The organism is Micromonospora sp. NPDC048843 (assembly GCF_040649965.1).
Lineage (GTDB): Bacteria > Actinomycetota > Actinomycetes > Mycobacteriales > Micromonosporaceae > Micromonospora > Micromonospora hortensis.
This window is the reverse complement of the sequence record NZ_JBEZGJ010000026.1, coordinates 15,842-32,204: the sequence shown is the minus strand read 5'-3', so window position 1 is coordinate 32,204 and position 16,363 is coordinate 15,842. Positions and strand designations below refer to the sequence as shown.

The window sequence follows — 16,363 nt, the reverse complement described above, 5'->3', positions numbered from 1 at the left end:
CCGACCGCAACCCGCAACGACGGCGGACACCCTCACGAGCCTGATGACTGTGAGGCATCAAGATGACTGTGAGGCATCACGCTCGTAGGAGTGACCCGGCTGGCACGCGCGGCCAACGGTCGAGCAGCACCCGACCGCGCTACGCAGCAAGGCAGTCAGGCATCCGGCGTCCAAGCGGCCAGGCAGGCGGCCGTGCAGCGTGCCGCAGCCGGACAGCAACCGCCGACGGTGTCGTCCTGGGTCAGACGGCGGCGAGGACCGCGGCTTCCAGGCGGGCCCGGGTGGCGTCGTCCGGCCAACCGCCCACCAGATAGAAGGCGTCGACCACGTCGGCGCCGAGGGTGGAGATGCGGGCCGCGCGAACCAGGGCGCCGGCCTCGTCGAGCGCGCAGGCGACCCGGTAGAGCAACCCGGCGGCGTCGGCGGCGCGCAGTTCCAGCAGTACGGCGTCGGTGGCCGCCTCGCGGTGCCAGACCACTCGTGGAGCCGCGCCACCACCACGGCTGGCGAGCGCACGGCCGCGCAGCCGTTGGGTGACCGACACGTCGCCGGCGACCGCCCGGCGCAGGTCGGCGCGGAGTGGAACCGGGTCCGGCGGAAGGCCGTAGCGGGGCTGCACCCGGCACTCGACCAGGGCTCGGCCGTCGACGGCGGAGGCGTCCGCGGAGATCACCTCCAGCCGGTGCAGCGCGAGGCAGCCGGCCACGGTGGCGAGCAGACCCCGCCGGTCGGCCGCCGCGACAGACACCCGGTCACCGGTCAGGTGGACGACCGGCAGTGGCCCGGCCAGCAGCTCCGGGTCCGGGGCGGGTGGCTCGGGGAGTACACCGGTGTCCAGCGCGGTGCGAACCCGGGCGACCAACTCGGCGACGAGTCGGCCCTTCCAGTCCGACCAGGCAGCCGGCCCGGTCGCCGCCGCGTCGGCGCGGACCAACGCGTGCAGCACGTCGAGGGTGCCGGTGTCGCCGACCGCCTCGGCCACCGAGGCGATGGTGACCGGGTCGCTCAGGTCCCGGCGGGTGGCCACGTCGGGCAGCAGCAGGTGCAGCCGGACCAGCTTGCCGATCAGCTCGACCTCCGCGGGAGGCAGACCGACAGTGGTGGCCACCGCCTGGGCAACCGGCACACCGACGGTGCTGTGGTCACCGGGGAGGCCCTTGCCGATGTCGTGCAGGAGGGCGCCGAGGAGCAGCAGGTCGGGGCGCTCCACCTCGCGGGCGTGCCGGCTGGCCTCGTGCGCGGTCTGCACGAGGTGCCGGTCGAGGGTGAAGCGGTGCACCGGGTTGTGCTGGGGCAGGCTGCGCAGCCGGGTCCACTCGGGCAGCCAGCCGTCGACCAGCCCGTACCTGTCGCAGGTCTCCCAGGCCGGCACCAGGCCGGGACCGGCGCCGAGCAGGGTGATCAGCGCGGCCCGGGCCTCGGCCGGCCAGGGTGCCGGCAGGGGCGGACAGTACGCCGCCAGCCACTCACAGGTGGCCCGCGCGATGGGAATTCGGGTCGTGGCCGACGCGGCGGCCACCCGCAGCGAGAGGCTCGGGTCGGGGCGTGCCCCGATCGCCGTGCGGGCGAGCACCAACTCGCCGTCGTGTTCGACCACGTCGCGGGCGACCGGGCGGCGGGCCGGGCGGCCGTTGCCGCCGCGGGAGCGGCCGGAGCGCAGCCGGTCGGCGGCCCGGAAGGCGTCGTCCAGGGCGTGGCTGACAGTGCGGGCGTCACCGGCGACCCGACGCAGCAGCGCGTCGCCGTCTTCCACGACGGCTCCAGGCCGCCGCGCGGCGTCAGACGCGCCGGGCTGGAGTTGTCGCAGGCCGAGCAGGTTGGCCACTCCGTCGCGCTCCTGGGCGACCAGCCGGTCGACCCGTCGGCCGACCTGCTGGTGCAGCGCGTCGCGGGTGTCCAACAATCGCAGGTGGGCGGCGCGTACGGCGGGACGCAGCGCGTCGGTGATGCCGGCAGCGGAGATCGCCCGCAGCAGCCCCACATCGCGCAGACCACCGGCGGCCTCCTTGAGGTCGCCCTCCAGGAGGAACGCCAGCTCACCGTGGGCCTGCCAACGGGCTTCGGTGACCTCCCGCAGGCCGGGCAGGTGCCGGACGGCGGTACGCCGCCAGTGATCGGCGGCGGTGCGGATCAGCGCGTCGGCCAACGCCTGGTCCCCCACGACCAACCGGGCGTCGAGCAGCCCGAGGGCGACCTTGACGTCGTCCTGGGCGACCGAGAGCGCCTCGGCGACGGTGCGTACGGAATGGTCGAGCCGCAGGCCCGCGTCCCAGATCGGGTACCAGACCGAGGCGGCCAACTCGTCGGTGCCGGGCACCCCGGCGTGCAGCAGCACCAGGTCGAGGTCGCCGTACGGGGCACACTGCCGCCGACCCAAGCCCCCGACGGCCAGCAGTGCCACCCCGTCCCGCGCCGGCAGCAACCCCCGCAGGAACGAGTCGTACGCGGCGGCCCGCCCGCGCCGGGCTGCTTCCCCGATCCCCCCGGGAACGCCGACGACCTCGTTGATCAAGAGGTTCGCGTCGCCGTCGTCGGCGGGTCCTGACGCGTTCTTCTTGATCAACGAGGTCATGTCAGTAGTGGCCGCGTCAGAGTGCGTCGAGGCCGCGTTCGCCGGTACGTACCCGGACGACCTCTTCGACACCGGTGACCCAGACCTTGCCGTCACCGATCTTGCCCGTGCGGGCCGCTCCAACGATCGCGTCCACCACCTTGTCGACGTCGATCTCGTCGGTGAGCACCTCGACCCGGATCTTGGGCAGGAACTCGACCGTGTACTCGGCACCCCGGTAGACCTCGGTGTGCCCCTTCTGCCGCCCGTACCCCTGAACCTCGCTGACGGTCAGCCCGGCCACCCCGAGGGCGTGCAGAGCCTCCTTCACCGCGTCCAGTTGGTACGGCTTGATGACTGCGGTCACCAGCTTCATGTCCAACCCCTCCATCCCAGGAACGTTAACCGGCGACCTTTTCGCTGACCGGCTCGGCGGGCTCCGCCTCCGGCTTGGCACCACTCGTCGCGCCGCCACCGGGGGTGCCGATGCCGGCCATCGCGAACGCGCTGCCCGTGCCGCCGCCGGCCGGGGACAGGTCGTAGCTGCTCTCGGCGTGCTCGGCGATGTCGATGCCCTCGACCTCCGCCTCACCCGTGACGCGGAAGCCGATCGTCTTCTCGATGACGAAGGCGAGCACCCAGGCGATGCCGAACGACCAGACGGTGACGATCAGGCCGGCGAGGGCCTGCCGCCCGAGCTGGGTCGCGCCGCCGCCGTAGAAGAGGCCGTCGGAGGCGCCCACCACGTCGGTGATCGCGGCGTTGACCGAGTTGGTGGCGAAGAGGCCGAGCCAGAGCGACCCGATCCAACCACCGACGAAGTGCACGCCGACCACGTCGAGCGAGTCGTCGTAGCCGAGCTTGTACTTGAGGCTGACGGCGAGCGCGCAGACCGCACCGGCGACGATGCCGAGCAGGACCGCCGCCCAGGGGGCGATGAAACCACAGGCCGGGGTAATGGCCACCAGGCCGGCGACTGCGCCGGACGAGGCACCGACCATCGTCGGCTTCCGGGTCTTGACCCACTCGACTGCGATCCAGCCGAGCACCGCCGCCGCCGTGGCGAGCTGGGTGTTGATGAAGGCGAGGCCGGCGACCGAGTCGACGGTCAGCTCCGAGCCTGCGTTGAACCCGAACCAGCCGAACCACAGCAGACCAGCACCGAGCGCTACCAGCGGGATGTTGTGCGGCTTCATGCCCTCACGTGGCCAACCGAGCCGCTTACCGAGGACCAGGACCACGGCCAGGGCCGCCGCACCGGCGTTGATGTGCACTGCGGTGCCACCGGCGAAGTCCAGTGCGTGGATGTCACCGCCGATGATGCCGCCGCCCCACACCCAGTGGGCGACCGGGAAGTAGACCAGGGTGGCCCAGCCGAAGGCGAACAGCAGCCAGCCGGCGAACTTTGCCCGGTCGGCGATGGCACCGCTGATCAGCGCGACGGTGATCACCGCGAAGACCATCTGGAAGGCCATGAACACGTAGAGCGGGACGCCGATGCCGCTGGGGTTCTCCGCCGTGGCACCCCACAGGTCGGTTTCGGCGAGGAACGTCTTGGTGCCGAGGTACGCGCCCGGGTCGCCCCAGAAGCCGTTCACGTCGGTCCCGAAGGCGACGCTGAATCCGTAGAACCACCACAGAATAGAGATGAGCCCGATAGCCGAGAAGCTCATCATCATCATGTTGAGTACGCCCTTGGCCCGGTTGAGGCCGCCGTAGAACAGCGCCAGTCCGGGGGTCATGAGCAGCACGAGCGCGGTCGAAACCAGCAGCCACGTGGTATTGGCGCCGTCGATCGTCGGTGCTTCAGGCACGCTGGCCTCCTAAAGGGTGAAGTCCTCCTTCGCGGCTTTCCGGGGCAGCGTCGCCCGTAGGCCGGTTGCGCGGAAGCTTCGCGGCCGGCTGTTTCACTTTGGGTCCCGTGCGGGTTTCCGTTTCGTGACGGGTTGTTTCGGACGTGTCACGAACTCCGCACAGTCATCGGCATGGACGATTGTGGATCGACCGGACGGCGATCGTCGATGACTGACCGGTCAACGGCATCGACCGGTGCGCTTGACGGACCCGGCCGAGCATCGCCCGACCGGCGCTCAGCGGAGGGCGTTCTCCAGGGTGTGCCGCTCGTAGTCGAGCAGCCGCAGATCGCGCATCGGCCGACGCAGGTGGCCCTTGTGCACGATCCGGACGAACGCCGGCTCGCCGGCGGCGGCCATCCGCCGGATCCCCTCGACGTGGTCCACGATCCGTTTACGGATGGTCCGGATCAGCCGGTGCCGGTCCCGGGGGATCAGCCCGTACGCGTCGGCGAAGAGCCGGAGGCGGCGCGGCCGGTCCGGGTGCTTCCAGCCCAGCGTGATCGAGTCCCGGTCCGCGAAGATCGGCACCCAGGTCCAGGCCGCGTACGCCACGTCGTAGATCCGCGCTCCGGGCGAGGCGAGGTCGAAGTCGATCAGCCCGAGGGTGCCGTCCGGACGCCAGATCACGTTGTGCGGCGCGGCGTCGTGGTGGCAGATCACCTCGGTGTCCGGCGGTGGGGGCCCGAACGAGCGCCAGACCGCCGCCTGCGGAGGAGTGAAGCCGTACTGTGCGTCGTGGAACATCCGCAGCATGGTGGCGACGGTGACCAGGGCCTCGTCGGTCACCCAGTGCGGGGCGAGCGGATATTCTCCGCACTCCCCCTCCAGGTACGACAGCACCTCACGGTTGCGCTCGTCCATCCCGAGCGCCCGGGGGGCGCCGGTGAACCCCACGTACTCCAGGTGGCGCAGCAGCGCGTGCACGGACGGGGTCCACGGCCCAGCGTTGCGCCGGACCGTGTCACCCACGCGGACAACTGTGCTCACGTTGCCGCCGTGCAGCGGGATCTCCTGCGAAGTCACGTACGGTCTCCCGAGGCGCTGCGAAGGATGGCCAGGGTCACGCCAGCCCGCGTACGCGCGATCGTCAGTGGTCACCCGAGACTACGCGTCCCGGCCGGTGGCCTCGGTCCCCAGCAACGCGTCGACGAACTGCGCCGGGTCGAACGGAGCCAGGTCGTCCTTGCCTTCGCCGAGGCCGACCAGCTTCACGGGGATGCCGAGCTTGCGCTGCACGGCGATCACGATGCCGCCCTTGGCGGTGCCGTCGAGCTTGGTCAGCACCACCCCGGTCACGTTGACCACCTCGGTGAAGACCCGCGCCTGCTCCAGGCCGTTCTGCCCGGTGGTGGCGTCCAGGATGAGCAGTGTCTCGTCGATCGGGCCCTGCTTCTCCACCACGCGCTTGACCTTGCCCAGCTCGTCCATCAGGCCGACCTTGTTCTGCAGGCGGCCGGCGGTGTCGATGAGCACTGTGTCCACGCCGGTGTCGATGCCGCGCTTGACGGCGTCGAACGCGACGCTGGCCGGGTCGGCGGCCTCGGGCCCTCGCACTGTCTCCGCTCCGACGCGCGAGCCCCAGGTCTCCAGTTGGTCGGCCGCGGCGGCCCGGAAGGTGTCCGCCGCGCCGAGCAGCACGCTGCGACCGTCGGCCACCAGCACCCGGGCGATCTTGCCGCAGGTGGTGGTCTTGCCGGCGCCGTTGACGCCGACGACAAGAACCACCGCCGGCACGCCGTCCTTGGGGGCGGTCCGCAACGAGCGGTCCAGGCTGGGGTCGAGCGCGTTGACCAGCTCGGCGGCGAGTAGTGCCCGCAGCTCGGAGGCCGAGCGGGTGCCGAGCACCCGGGTGCGCTCGCGGAGCCGGTCGACGATGTCGCGGGTGGCGTCGACCCCGACGTCGGCGGTGATCAGGCTGTCCTCGATCTCCTCCCAGACGTCCTCGTCGAGGTGGTCACGGGCGAGCAGACCAAGCAGGCTCTTGCCGAACACGTTCTGTGAGCGGGATAGCCGCGACCGGAGCCGGACCAGCCGACCGGCGGTCGGCTCGGGGACCTCGACCTGCGGTTCGAGCACCGGCGGCGGCTCGACCAGGACGCCGGTGGACAGATCGGACTCCGGTGCCTCGACCGGCGGGCCGGCGAGATCCTCCTCAGCCCTGGTGTCGACCTCCGTGCGTGGCAGCGGAGGCTCGGGCCGCCGCCGCAATCGCGGCACGACCAGCCCGACTGTGCCGGCGATCAGCACACCGAGCAGGACCAGAGCGAGGACGAGATATTCGGCCATGCCGGAATCCTGTCAGATGCCGGCGGCGGCGTCCCAGCCACCGCACCCCGAGCCGTGCCCGGAGTCTCAGCCACCGCACTCCGAGCGGTGCCCGGAGTCTCAGCCACCGCACTCCGAGCGGTGCCCGGAGTCTCAGCCACCACACCCGGCCGGTGCCGGAGACCGGCGGTAGGCTCGGCCGCATGCCCGCCGCACACCTCCTCATCGGCCCACTCCTGCGGCGAGTGGTGGACACCCGGGCGACGATCTGGGTGGAGACGGCGGCGCCCGCCGTGGTCACCGTCCGCACCGCCAGCGGCGCCACCGGCACCGCGCCCACCTTCTCGGCGTACGACCACCACTACGCCCTCGTGGTGGTGGAAGGCCTTGCGCCGGACAGCGAGACCACCTACGAGGTACTGGTCGACGACGAGATCGTCTGGCCGGTACCGAGCAGCGGGTTCCCGCCGAGCGTGATCCGCACCCGGGCCGCCGACGACCGGGACCAGCCGGTCAATCTGATCTTCGGCTCGTGTCGCGAGACCACCCAGCACGCCACCACCCGCAAGCTGCCGCCGGACGCGTTGGACGCGTACGCCCGGCGGTTGATGGCCGACCCGGAGTCGAACCCGCTGCCCGACCTGCTGGTGCTGCTCGGTGACCAGGTCTACGCCGACGTCACCTCGCCGACCGTGCGCCGGCTGCTGCGTCGACGGCGGCGGCGGCCGAAGGGCGCTCCGGCCGACCAGGTGGTGAGCTTCGACGAGTACACCAAGCTCTACCTGGAGTCCTGGCGTGATCCGGAGATCCGCTGGCTGCTCTCCACGGTGCCCAGCGTGATGATCTTCGACGATCACGAGATCATCGACGACTGGAACACCTCGGCGGCGTGGCGAGCCGAGGTGCGCGAACAGCCGTGGTGGCAGGAGCGGATCGGCAGTGGGCTCGCCTCCTACTGGGTCTACCAGCACCTGGGCAACCTCTCCCCCGACGAGATCGTCGCCGATCCGGTCTTCGCGAAGGTCGCCGCCGCCGAGGACGCCACAAGCGTGCTGCGCGAGTTCGGCCACCGGGTCGACCAGGAGTCCGACCTGGCGCACGACACCGAGCGCTGGCGCGCGGTGCAGTACCAGTGGAGCTACGCACTGGATCTGGGCCGGACCCGGCTGGTCATGCTGGACAACAGGTGCAGCCGGGTGCTCGAGCCCAACAGCCGGGCGATGCTGCCGCCTGGCGAGTGGGCCTGGTTCCTCGACCAGGCGCACGGGGTCTACGACCACCTGGTGGTGGGCGCCTCGCTGCCCTGGCTGCTGCCGCAGGGCATCCACCACATCGAGGCGTGGAACGAGAAACTGGCGGACTCACGCCGACCGTGGGTGGCGCGCGGGGCGGAGAAGCTGCGCCGCGCCCTGGACCTGGAGCACTGGGCGGCGTTCCGGCGCTCCTTCGAAGCGCTCGCCGAGACGTTCGCCCGCATCGGCACCGGCACGCCACGGCAGTCCGGCGCGCGCATCGGGGCCGGCCCGGCGTACGCCCCACCGGCGTCGATCAGCGTGCTCTCCGGTGACGTGCACCACTCGTACGTGGCGCGGGCCCGGTTCGGGGACCCTGCGGTGGTCACTCCGGTGCACCAGCTCACCTGCTCGCCGATCCACAACCAGGTGCCGGCGGGTATCCGTCCGCTGATGCGGCTCGGCTGGTCGCCCGGCCCGGCCGGGGCCACCCGGGCGCTGGCCCGTTCGGCGGGCGTACGCCGGCCGGGGGTGCGCTGGCGCAAGCTGGCCGGCCCGTACTTCGGTAACGCGGTCGCCACCCTGACCCACAGCGGGCGCGGGGCCGACGTGGTCATCGAGGGCACCACCAAGGACGGGCACCTACGCCCGGTGATGCGGCGTCGACTCTCCGGCGACGGCGAGCCGGCCGCGCCGTAGTCTCTACGCCGTGGACGAGCACCTGCCGGAGCCGATCCGGGCGGTTGAGCACGAGTTGACCGCTCTGCTGCGCCGTGGCCGGGCGGTCTCCTGGGAGATCGCCCGGGAGGTACACCCGAACCTGGAGCCGAACACCTACGGGTTGCTGCTCTGGTTGCGGCGTAGCGGGTCGATCCGGTTGACCGAGTTGGCGGCCCGGCTGGGCGTGGGCAAGGGGACGCTGAGCCGGCAGATCAACGCCCTGGAAGTCCTCGGCCTGGTGCACCGCGACCCCGATCCGAGTGACCGTCGGGCCGCGCAGATCAGCCTCACCGACGAGGGGCAGCGTCGGTTCGACGTGGCCCGCGCGGCCCGGCTGGGTGAGTTCCTGCGCGCTCTGGACGGCTGGCCGGAACGGGACGTCGAGGAGTTCGCCCGGCTGCTCGGCCGGTTCAACGACTCCTGGCAGTAGCCGCCCCGTGCCAGAAACTCCTGGCAGCAGCCCGCCCAGCACCGGGGAATAGGGCACCGGTCCGACAAGTTGTTGCTTCAGGCAACCAAGGCATACGGTTGCCTCAGGCAACTCACAGGCGGCCCGTGCGTACCAGCCCCGCCGTTCCACATCGACTCCGCTCGGAGGCAACAAACGATGAGCCAGGCGACAGCGCCTCCCCAGGCGACCGCCGTGACCATGACCCACCGGCAGATCCTGGAAGCACTCTCCGGCCTGCTGCTGGGTCTGTTCGTCGCGATCCTCTCCTCCACGGTCATCTCGAACGCGCTGCCGCGGATCATCACCGAACTGCACGGCGGCCAGTCCGCGTACACCTGGGTGGTGACCTCGGCCCTGCTCGCGACCACCGCGACCACCCCCATCTGGGGCAAGATGGCCGATCTGACCAGCAAGAAGACCCTGGTCCAGCTCGCCCTGGGGATCTACGTGCTGGGCTCGGTGCTGGCCGGCCTCGCCCAGGGCACCGGTGAGCTGATCGCCTGCCGGGTGCTCCAGGGCGTCGGCGCCGGCGGCCTCACCGCGCTGGCCCAGGTGATCATGGCCACGATGATCGCGCCCCGCGAGCGCGGCCGCTACAGCGGCTACCTCGGCGCCGTGATGGCCGTCGGCACCATCGGCGGCCCGCTGATCGGCGGCGTGATCGTGGACACCTCCTGGCTCGGCTGGCGCTGGTGCTTCTACGTCGGCGTGCCGTTCGCCATCCTCGCGCTGATCGTGCTCCAGAAGACCCTGCACCTGCCGGTGGTCAAGCGAAAGGCCGAGATCGACTGGTGGGGCGCCACACTGATCACCGCGGCCGTCTCGGTGCTGCTGATCTGGGTCTCGCTCGCCGGCGACCAGTTCGCCTGGGCCTCCTGGCAGACCGCCGTCATGGTCGTCGGCGCGCTGGTCCTCGGCGCGCTGGCCATCCGGGTCGAGACCCGGGCCGCCGAGCCGATGATCCCGCCACGGCTGTTCCGCAACCGCACCATCACCCTCGCCGTCGTCGCCAGCATCGCGGTCGGCGTGGGCATGTTCGGCGCGTCGATCTTCCTGGGCCAGTACTTCCAGATCAGCCGCGGTCAGAGCCCGACCATGTCCGGCCTGATGACCCTGCCGATGATCCTCGGCCTGCTGGTCGCCTCCACTGTCATCGGGCGGGTCATCAGCAAGACCGGCCGCTGGAAGCGGTACCTGGTGATCGGCTCGGCGCTGCTCACCATCGGCTTCGCGCTGATGGGCACCCTTCGCGCCGACACCAGCTTCACACTGCTCAGCGTCTACATGCTGCTGATCGGCGTCGGCCTGGGTATGACGATGCAGAACCTGGTCCTCGCCGTGCAGAACACCGTCGGCCCGCACGAACTCGGCGCGGCCAGCTCGGTGGTGGCGTTCTTCCGCAGCCTGGGTGGCGCGATCGGCGTGTCCGCCCTCGGCGCGGTACTCGCCCACAAGGTCAAGGACTACACCGCCGACGGGCTGGCCCAGCTCGGCATCCCCGCCTCCAGCTCCGGCAGCGGCGGCGCCCTGCCCGACGTGCACACCCTGCCCGGCCCGCTGCGGGCGGTGGTGGAGAGCGCGTACGGCCACGGTGCCGGTGACATCTTCCTGGCCGCCGCCCCGTTCGCGCTGATCGCGCTGATCGCGGTGGCCTTCATCAAGGAGGTGCCGCTGCGCCAGCACAACGGCAACCCGGTTTCCGACGAGGTCGAGCGGGAATCGACAGTCGCCGCCGGCGCTGGCGCACCAGTGATCCGTACCGGCGAGCAGAGGTGAGGTAGAGGCATGGGCGTGGGAGCACCGGACCGCGAGGAGTACGGCCCCCGCACCCGACCGCTGCCCTTCGAGCGCGGCACGGACGGGCCTCGGGTGATCATGGTGGGCGTCGACGGCACCCGCACCTCCGAGCGGGCCGGTGCCTACGCGGCCGGCCTGGCCCGCCGGCAGGGCGCCGCCCTGGTGGTGGTATTCGTCAGCGCGGCGAGCGGGTTCACCGCCCTGGTGCCCGGCATGGACGCCGGCGCGGTCCAGCGCTCCCAGGACGAGGTGGCCGACGAGCTGCGCCGCGAGTGCCGCCGTGGGGCCGAGCAGTGGGGCATTCCGGTGACCTTCCTGGCTCGGCGCGGCGACGCGTACGGCGAGCTGTGCGCGGCGGCCGACGAGTTCCAGGCCGACATGGTGGTGGTCGGTGCCTCCGAGCAGGCCGGACACCGGCTGGTCGGCTCGGTCGCCACCCGGCTGGTCCGCGCCGGCCGCTGGCCGGTCGTCGTGGTGCCCTGATAACCCGTCGCGGCATGTCCGACGTGCCGGGCAGGATGCGCGGCATGACCTGGATCGCGCCGGAGATCACCCGGACCCCCGAACCGTACGTCGGCGACGAGCGCACGATGCTCGACGGCTGGCTCGACTACCACCGACAGACACTGCTGCTCAAGTGCGCCGGCCTGACCGAGGAGCAGTTGCGGACGCCGAGCGTGGAACCGTCCGGGCTGACCCTGCTCGGCCTCGTCCGGCACCTGGCCGAGGTGGAGGCCTGGTGGTTCCGGGAGAGCTTCGCCGGTGAGCCTGTCGACTACCCGTACTTCACCCCGGAGAACCCGGACGCCGACCACGACGTCAGCGCCGCCGACGCCGCTGCCGACTTCGCCATCTTCCACCGCGAGGTGGCGCTGGCCCGCGAGGCCGCCGCCGACCACTCCCTCGACGAGACGTTCACCGAGGTCGGCGCGAAGAAGCGCACCTTCAACCTGCGCTGGGTGTACGTGCACATGATCGAGGAGTACGCCCGGCACAACGGCCACGCCGACCTGATCCGGGAACGCATCGACGGCGTCACCGGCGAGTAATGAGCGCTCAGTAGTCCAGGGCCGCCCGCAGGTAGCGCAGGTCGGCGTGGCCGCCCCAGCGGTGCGCCGACAGCCCGGCGGACCGGGCACCCCGCACGGCCCAGTCCTCGTCGTCGACGCAGAGGACCCGGGCCGGCGGGGTGGCCAGGGCCACGCAGGCGGCCTTGAAGTATTCCGGGGCGGGCTTGTGCACGCCGATCACCGAGGAGTTGACCACCACGTCCAGCTCGCCGACCAGGCCGAGTGCGGCCAGATCGGCGTCGAGCAGATCGGTGGCGTTGGTGCCCAGCCCGACCCGGACGCCCGCCGCGCGGACCTCCCGGACGAACGCCAGCACCTCCTGGTCGACCTCTCCCCGGTAGCTCTGCCACTGTTCCACAGCGGCGCGGGCCCGTTCCGGGCTGCCCACCGATTCGGCAAGGGCGTCCGCCACGCTGTTCATCCAGTCGGCGTGGTTGACCTGGCCGGTGAGCACCGGCTGGAGCCGCCCCCACTGCATGGCGATCTCACCGAGCACCCCCTCGGAGAGGCCGTACTCCCGCTCGACAACGGCGGCCACCGCCGGGTCCCACCGGCGCAGTACGCCGTCGAAGTCCAGCAGGAGCGCCGTCGCGCGTTCCCGAGCCACTACCCGTTCTCCTCGCCGCGGCCGTGCCGCTGGTCGTCCTCGTCGGCCCGGTTGAGCCGTTGGCTGATCACCTGAGTGACCCCACTGCGCATGGTCACGCCATAGAGCGCGTCGGCGATCTCCATCGTCCGCTTCTGGTGCGTGATGACGATCAGCTGACTCTTCTCGCGCAACTGTGCCAGCAACAGGATCAGCCGGCCCAGGTTGACGTCGTCCAGGGCCGCTTCCACCTCGTCCATGATGTAGAACGGGCTGGGCCGGGCGCGGAAGATCGCCACCAACATGGCCACCGCGGTCAGCGACCGCTCGCCACCGGAGAGCAGCGACAGCCGCTTGATCTTCTTGCCCGGCGGTCGGGCCTCGACCTCGACGCCGGTGGTGAGCAGGTCATCCGGTTCGGTGAGGATCAGCCGTCCCTCGCCACCGGGGAAGAGCACTGTGAACACCTGCTCGAACTCCCGGGCGGTGTCCTCGAAGGCGCTGGCGAAGACCTCCAGGATCCGCTCGTCCACGTCCTTGACCACTGTGAGCAGGTCCCGACGGGTGGCCTTGAGGTCCTCCAACTGCTCGGAGAGGAACTTGAAACGCTCCTCCAGCGCGGCGAACTCCTCCAGCGCGAGTGGATTGACCTTGCCGAGCAGGGCGAGTTCGCGTTCCGCCTTCGCGGCCCGCTTCTCCTGCACCGGCCGCTCGTAGCGCACCGGCTCGGGCACCGGCAGACCGTCACGTTCGGCCGCCGCGACGTCCACCTGGGTCGGCGGAACGGGCTGAGTCGGACCGTATTCGGCGACCAGCGTCTCCACGTCCAGCCCGAAGTCCTCGGCGGCCTTCGCCTCCAACTGCTCGATGCGCAGCCGCTGCTCCGCCCGGGCCACCTCGTCGCGGTGCACCTGGCTGGTCAGCCGCTCCAACTCCGCGCCGAGCCGCTTGGCGGCACCGCGTACCTCCTGAAGCTCTGCCTCCCGCGCGGCGCGCTCCAGGGCGACCGCGTCGCGGTGCTCCTCGGCGGTCGCGATCGAGGTGGTCAGCCGGGTCAACGCCTCTCGGGCGCCAGCGGCGACGGACCGGGCGATGCCCGCGCCTCGGGCGCGGGCGGCCCGCCGGGCCGCCGCGCGTTCCCGGGCGGCCCGCTCCGCTGTGGCCTGCCGCGTGAGCGAGTCGGCCCGACCGGCGATCGAGGAGACCCGCTCCTCGGCGGTACGCACGGCGAGCCGGACCTCCATCTCGTTCTGCCGGGCCTGCGGCACCATGGCCGCCAGTTGATCCCGGTCCTCGCTGGAGGGCTCGGCGTCGACCGGGGTCTCCTCGGCCAGCCGTAGCCGCTCCTCCAGCTCGGCGAGCGCGGTGAGGTCCCGTTGCCGGGCGGCCTCGGCGCGCGACCGGGAGTCGCCGAGCCGGTCGGTCTCAGCCTTCGCGGAGCGGGCCGCAGCGCCCAGCTCGGCCAGCCGGCGAGCGGCGGCGTTGCGGTGGCTCTCCGCCTCGCGCTTCTCGGCGGCTGCGTGTTGCACGGCCTCCTTGGCGGCCGTCACCTCGGCGCGCGCCTCGACCAACTGATCGCGCAGCTCCAGGCCAGCGCGTTCGGCGGTGACCCGGTTGGCGCGGGCCTCCTCGACGGCGGCCTGCACCTCGATGTAGCTGGGGGCCTTGGCCGACCCGCCCGCCGCCGCGTACGCCCCGACCACGTCACCGTCGGGCGTGACCGCCCGCAGCTCGGGGTTGCTGGCGACCAGCTCGGCGGCGGCAGCGAGATCGTCGACGAGCGCCACGTCCCGCAGGGCCCTGTGCACCGCCGGACGCAGCTCGGCGCTGCACTCCACCAGGTCGGGCGCCCACCGGGCGTCGTCCGGCAGCTTCGGGCGTAACGCGTCGGCGGAGCCGGTCATACCGGGCCCCGCCGGGCTGCCGACCAGCAGGCCGGCCCGGCCGGCGTCGGAGATCTTCAACAGCCGCATCGCCTCGACGGCCTCGTCCACCCCGCTGACGGCGACCGCGTCGGCGAGGCCGCCGAGCGCGGCGGCCAGCGCGGCCTCGTGACCCGGCGCGACGGTGAGCAACCCGGCGAGGCTGCCGAGCAGGCCGGGCACGTCCCCGGCGCGGGCGAGCAGCGCCCCCGCGCCGTCCTTGCGCCGCAGCCCCAGGGCGAGGGCCTCCTCGCGGGCCTTCCAGGTGGCGGCGTCCTTCTCCGCGGCCCGCTCGGCGTCGGACAGCGATCGGACGGTGGCCTGGGCCCGTTCCTGCACGGTGACCGCCTCGGCGTGCCGGGCGTCCAGGTCAGCGTTGTCCCGGTCGGCCTCGGTGGACTGGGCGGCGACCGCGTCCAGGTCGGCCTGCGCCTGCTCGGCGCGGCCCAGCGCGTCGGCGTGCGCGATCGCGAGGCGTTCGATCTCCTCGCCGGCGCTTGTGGTCCGGGCCCGGGCGGAGTTGACCTGGCCGGTGAGCCGGGCCATCCCCTCGCGCCGGTCGGCGATGGCCTTGGCCGCGGCGACCAGCTCGCGCTCGGCGGCGGCCAACTGCCGCTCCAACTCCTGGCGGTGCTCGACCGCCTCGGCCAGTCGGATCTGGTCGTCGGTGAGCGCTCCGCGCAGCTCCTCCTCCTGCTCGCGGACGCGTTCCGCCTCAGCCTCCAGCTGGTCCGGGTCGCGGCCGGGCCGCTCGTCGTCGCCGGTGGCACTGAGGTGCCGCAGCCGCTCCCGGGCCAACTGCTCGATCGAGCGGAAGCGTTCCTGGAGGGCGGAGAGCTTGTACCAGGTGTCCTGGGCGGCGGCGAGCAGCGGCGCGTCCTCCGCGAGGGCGGCCTCCAACTCGCCGAGCCGGCCCTGCACCTCGGTGTGCTCACCCTCGATCTGCTCACGCCGCTCGCGCAGCGCGGTCTCGTCGGCGATCTCCCGATCGAGGGTGGTCCGCAGGGTGGCCAGGTCGTCGGCGAGCAGCCGCAGCCGGGCGTCGCGCAGGTTGGCCTGGATGGCGGCGGCGCGCCGGGCCACCTCGGCCTGCCGGCCCAACGGCTTGAGCTGACGACGCAGCTCGGCAGTGAGGTCGGTCAGGCGATTGAGATTCACCTGCATCGCGTCGAGCTTGCGCAGCGCCTTTTCCTTGCGCTTGCGGTGCTTGAGGACGCCGGCCGCCTCCTCGATGAACGCCCGGCGGTCCTCCGGCTTGGCGTGCAACATGCCGTCGAGGCGGCCCTGCCCGACGATGATGTGCATCTCCCGGCCGATGCCGGAGTCGGAGAGCAGCTCCTGGATGTCGAGCAGCCGGCACGAGTTGCCGTTGATCTCGTACTCGCTCTCGCCGGAACGGAACATCCGGCGGGTGATGGAGACCTCGGTGTACTCGATCGGCAGCGCGCCGTCGGTGTTGTCGATGGTGAGGGTGACCTCGGCGCGACCCAGCGGCGCCCGGCCGGCGGTGCCGGCGAAGATGACGTCCTCCATCTTGCCGCCACGGAGGGCCTTGGCGCCCTGCTCGCCGAGGACCCAGGCGATGGCGTCGACGACGTTGGACTTGCCCGAGCCGTTCGGGCCCACCACACAGGTGATCCCGGGCTCCAGCTTCAACGTCGTCGCGGAGGCGAAGGACTTGAACCCCTTCACCGTCAGGCTCTTGAGATACACCTACTCGATCCTCGTCCGGTGGCCGCCGTACCGTCGCCGGCTGCGGGGACCTGGGTGAACCCGCAGACTAACCCGGCGGTGGGAGCGGCCTGGCACGCGACCCGCCCCGCGTCGCGTCGACAGTGGGTGCGCTGTTGTTCGCCGGGCTGCGAGAAAGGCAAGGCCCTTTCATGATCGCTTATTCGTCGGCATGCCTTTCC

12 protein-coding genes are annotated in these 16,363 nt (G+C 71.8%); 5 read left to right on the top strand and 7 right to left on the bottom strand.

Annotated elements, in window-relative coordinates; translation table 11 throughout:
- Positions 1-241: 241 nt before the first annotated feature.
- The 5 genes from AB0C20_RS09310 to ftsY all read right to left on the bottom strand — a co-directional run bounded on the left by AB0C20_RS09310 (position 242) and on the right by ftsY (position 6,693).
- Positions 242-2,572, bottom strand: a complete 2,331-nt coding sequence (locus AB0C20_RS09310) for a [protein-PII] uridylyltransferase (protein ID WP_357190124.1) — start codon at positions 2,570-2,572, stop codon at positions 242-244.
- Positions 2,573-2,588: 16 nt separating this feature from the next.
- Complete coding sequence (locus tag AB0C20_RS09305) at positions 2,589-2,927, bottom strand: P-II family nitrogen regulator (RefSeq protein WP_172862163.1); 339 nt, start codon at positions 2,925-2,927, stop codon at positions 2,589-2,591.
- A gap of 25 nt (positions 2,928-2,952) precedes the next feature.
- Positions 2,953-4,365, bottom strand: a complete 1,413-nt coding sequence (locus AB0C20_RS09300; protein ID WP_357190126.1) for an ammonium transporter — start codon at positions 4,363-4,365, stop codon at positions 2,953-2,955.
- Positions 4,366-4,641: 276 nt separating this feature from the next.
- Positions 4,642-5,505, bottom strand: coding sequence for an aminoglycoside phosphotransferase family protein (locus tag AB0C20_RS09295; RefSeq protein ID WP_181518597.1), 864 nt, complete (start codon positions 5,503-5,505; stop codon positions 4,642-4,644).
- 6 nt (positions 5,506-5,511) lie between these two features.
- Complete coding sequence (gene ftsY, locus AB0C20_RS09290) at positions 5,512-6,693, bottom strand: signal recognition particle-docking protein FtsY (RefSeq protein WP_112603473.1); 1,182 nt, start codon at positions 6,691-6,693, stop codon at positions 5,512-5,514.
- 182 nt (positions 6,694-6,875) lie between these two features.
- Between ftsY and AB0C20_RS09285 the strand changes: the two genes are divergently transcribed.
- The 5 genes from AB0C20_RS09285 to AB0C20_RS09265 all read left to right on the top strand — a co-directional run bounded on the left by AB0C20_RS09285 (position 6,876) and on the right by AB0C20_RS09265 (position 11,921).
- Positions 6,876-8,603 carry an alkaline phosphatase D family protein gene (locus tag AB0C20_RS09285; RefSeq protein ID WP_357190129.1) on the top strand — a complete coding sequence of 576 codons (1,728 nt, stop codon included), beginning with the start codon at positions 6,876-6,878 and terminating at the stop codon, positions 8,601-8,603.
- A gap of 10 nt (positions 8,604-8,613) precedes the next feature.
- Positions 8,614-9,054, top strand: a complete 441-nt coding sequence (locus AB0C20_RS09280; protein ID WP_238681244.1) for a MarR family transcriptional regulator — start codon at positions 8,614-8,616, stop codon at positions 9,052-9,054.
- Positions 9,055-9,231: 177 nt separating this feature from the next.
- Positions 9,232-10,851, top strand: a complete 1,620-nt coding sequence (locus AB0C20_RS09275) for an MDR family MFS transporter (RefSeq protein ID WP_357190132.1) — start codon at positions 9,232-9,234, stop codon at positions 10,849-10,851.
- A 9-nt stretch (positions 10,852-10,860) separates the two neighbouring features.
- A complete protein-coding gene (locus AB0C20_RS09270) occupies positions 10,861-11,355 on the top strand; it encodes a universal stress protein (protein ID WP_357190134.1) in 495 nt (164 codons plus the stop codon).
- Between the two features lie 44 nt (positions 11,356-11,399).
- Entirely contained in the window at positions 11,400-11,921 is a 522-nt protein-coding gene (locus AB0C20_RS09265; protein ID WP_357190136.1) for a DinB family protein, read from the top strand.
- Between the two features lie 7 nt (positions 11,922-11,928).
- Here AB0C20_RS09265 and AB0C20_RS09260 read toward each other — a convergent pair whose 3' ends face one another.
- On the bottom strand, positions 11,929-12,549 hold the full coding sequence (locus AB0C20_RS09260) for an HAD-IA family hydrolase (protein WP_357190138.1): 621 nt from the start codon (positions 12,547-12,549) through the stop codon (positions 11,929-11,931).
- Positions 12,549-16,163: a chromosome segregation protein SMC gene (gene smc, locus AB0C20_RS09255; protein ID WP_357190140.1), complete on the bottom strand. Its 3,615-nt coding sequence runs from the start codon at positions 16,161-16,163 to the stop codon at positions 12,549-12,551. Before smc ends, AB0C20_RS09260 begins: the two co-directional genes overlap by 1 nt.
- Positions 16,164-16,363 lie beyond the last annotated feature (200 nt).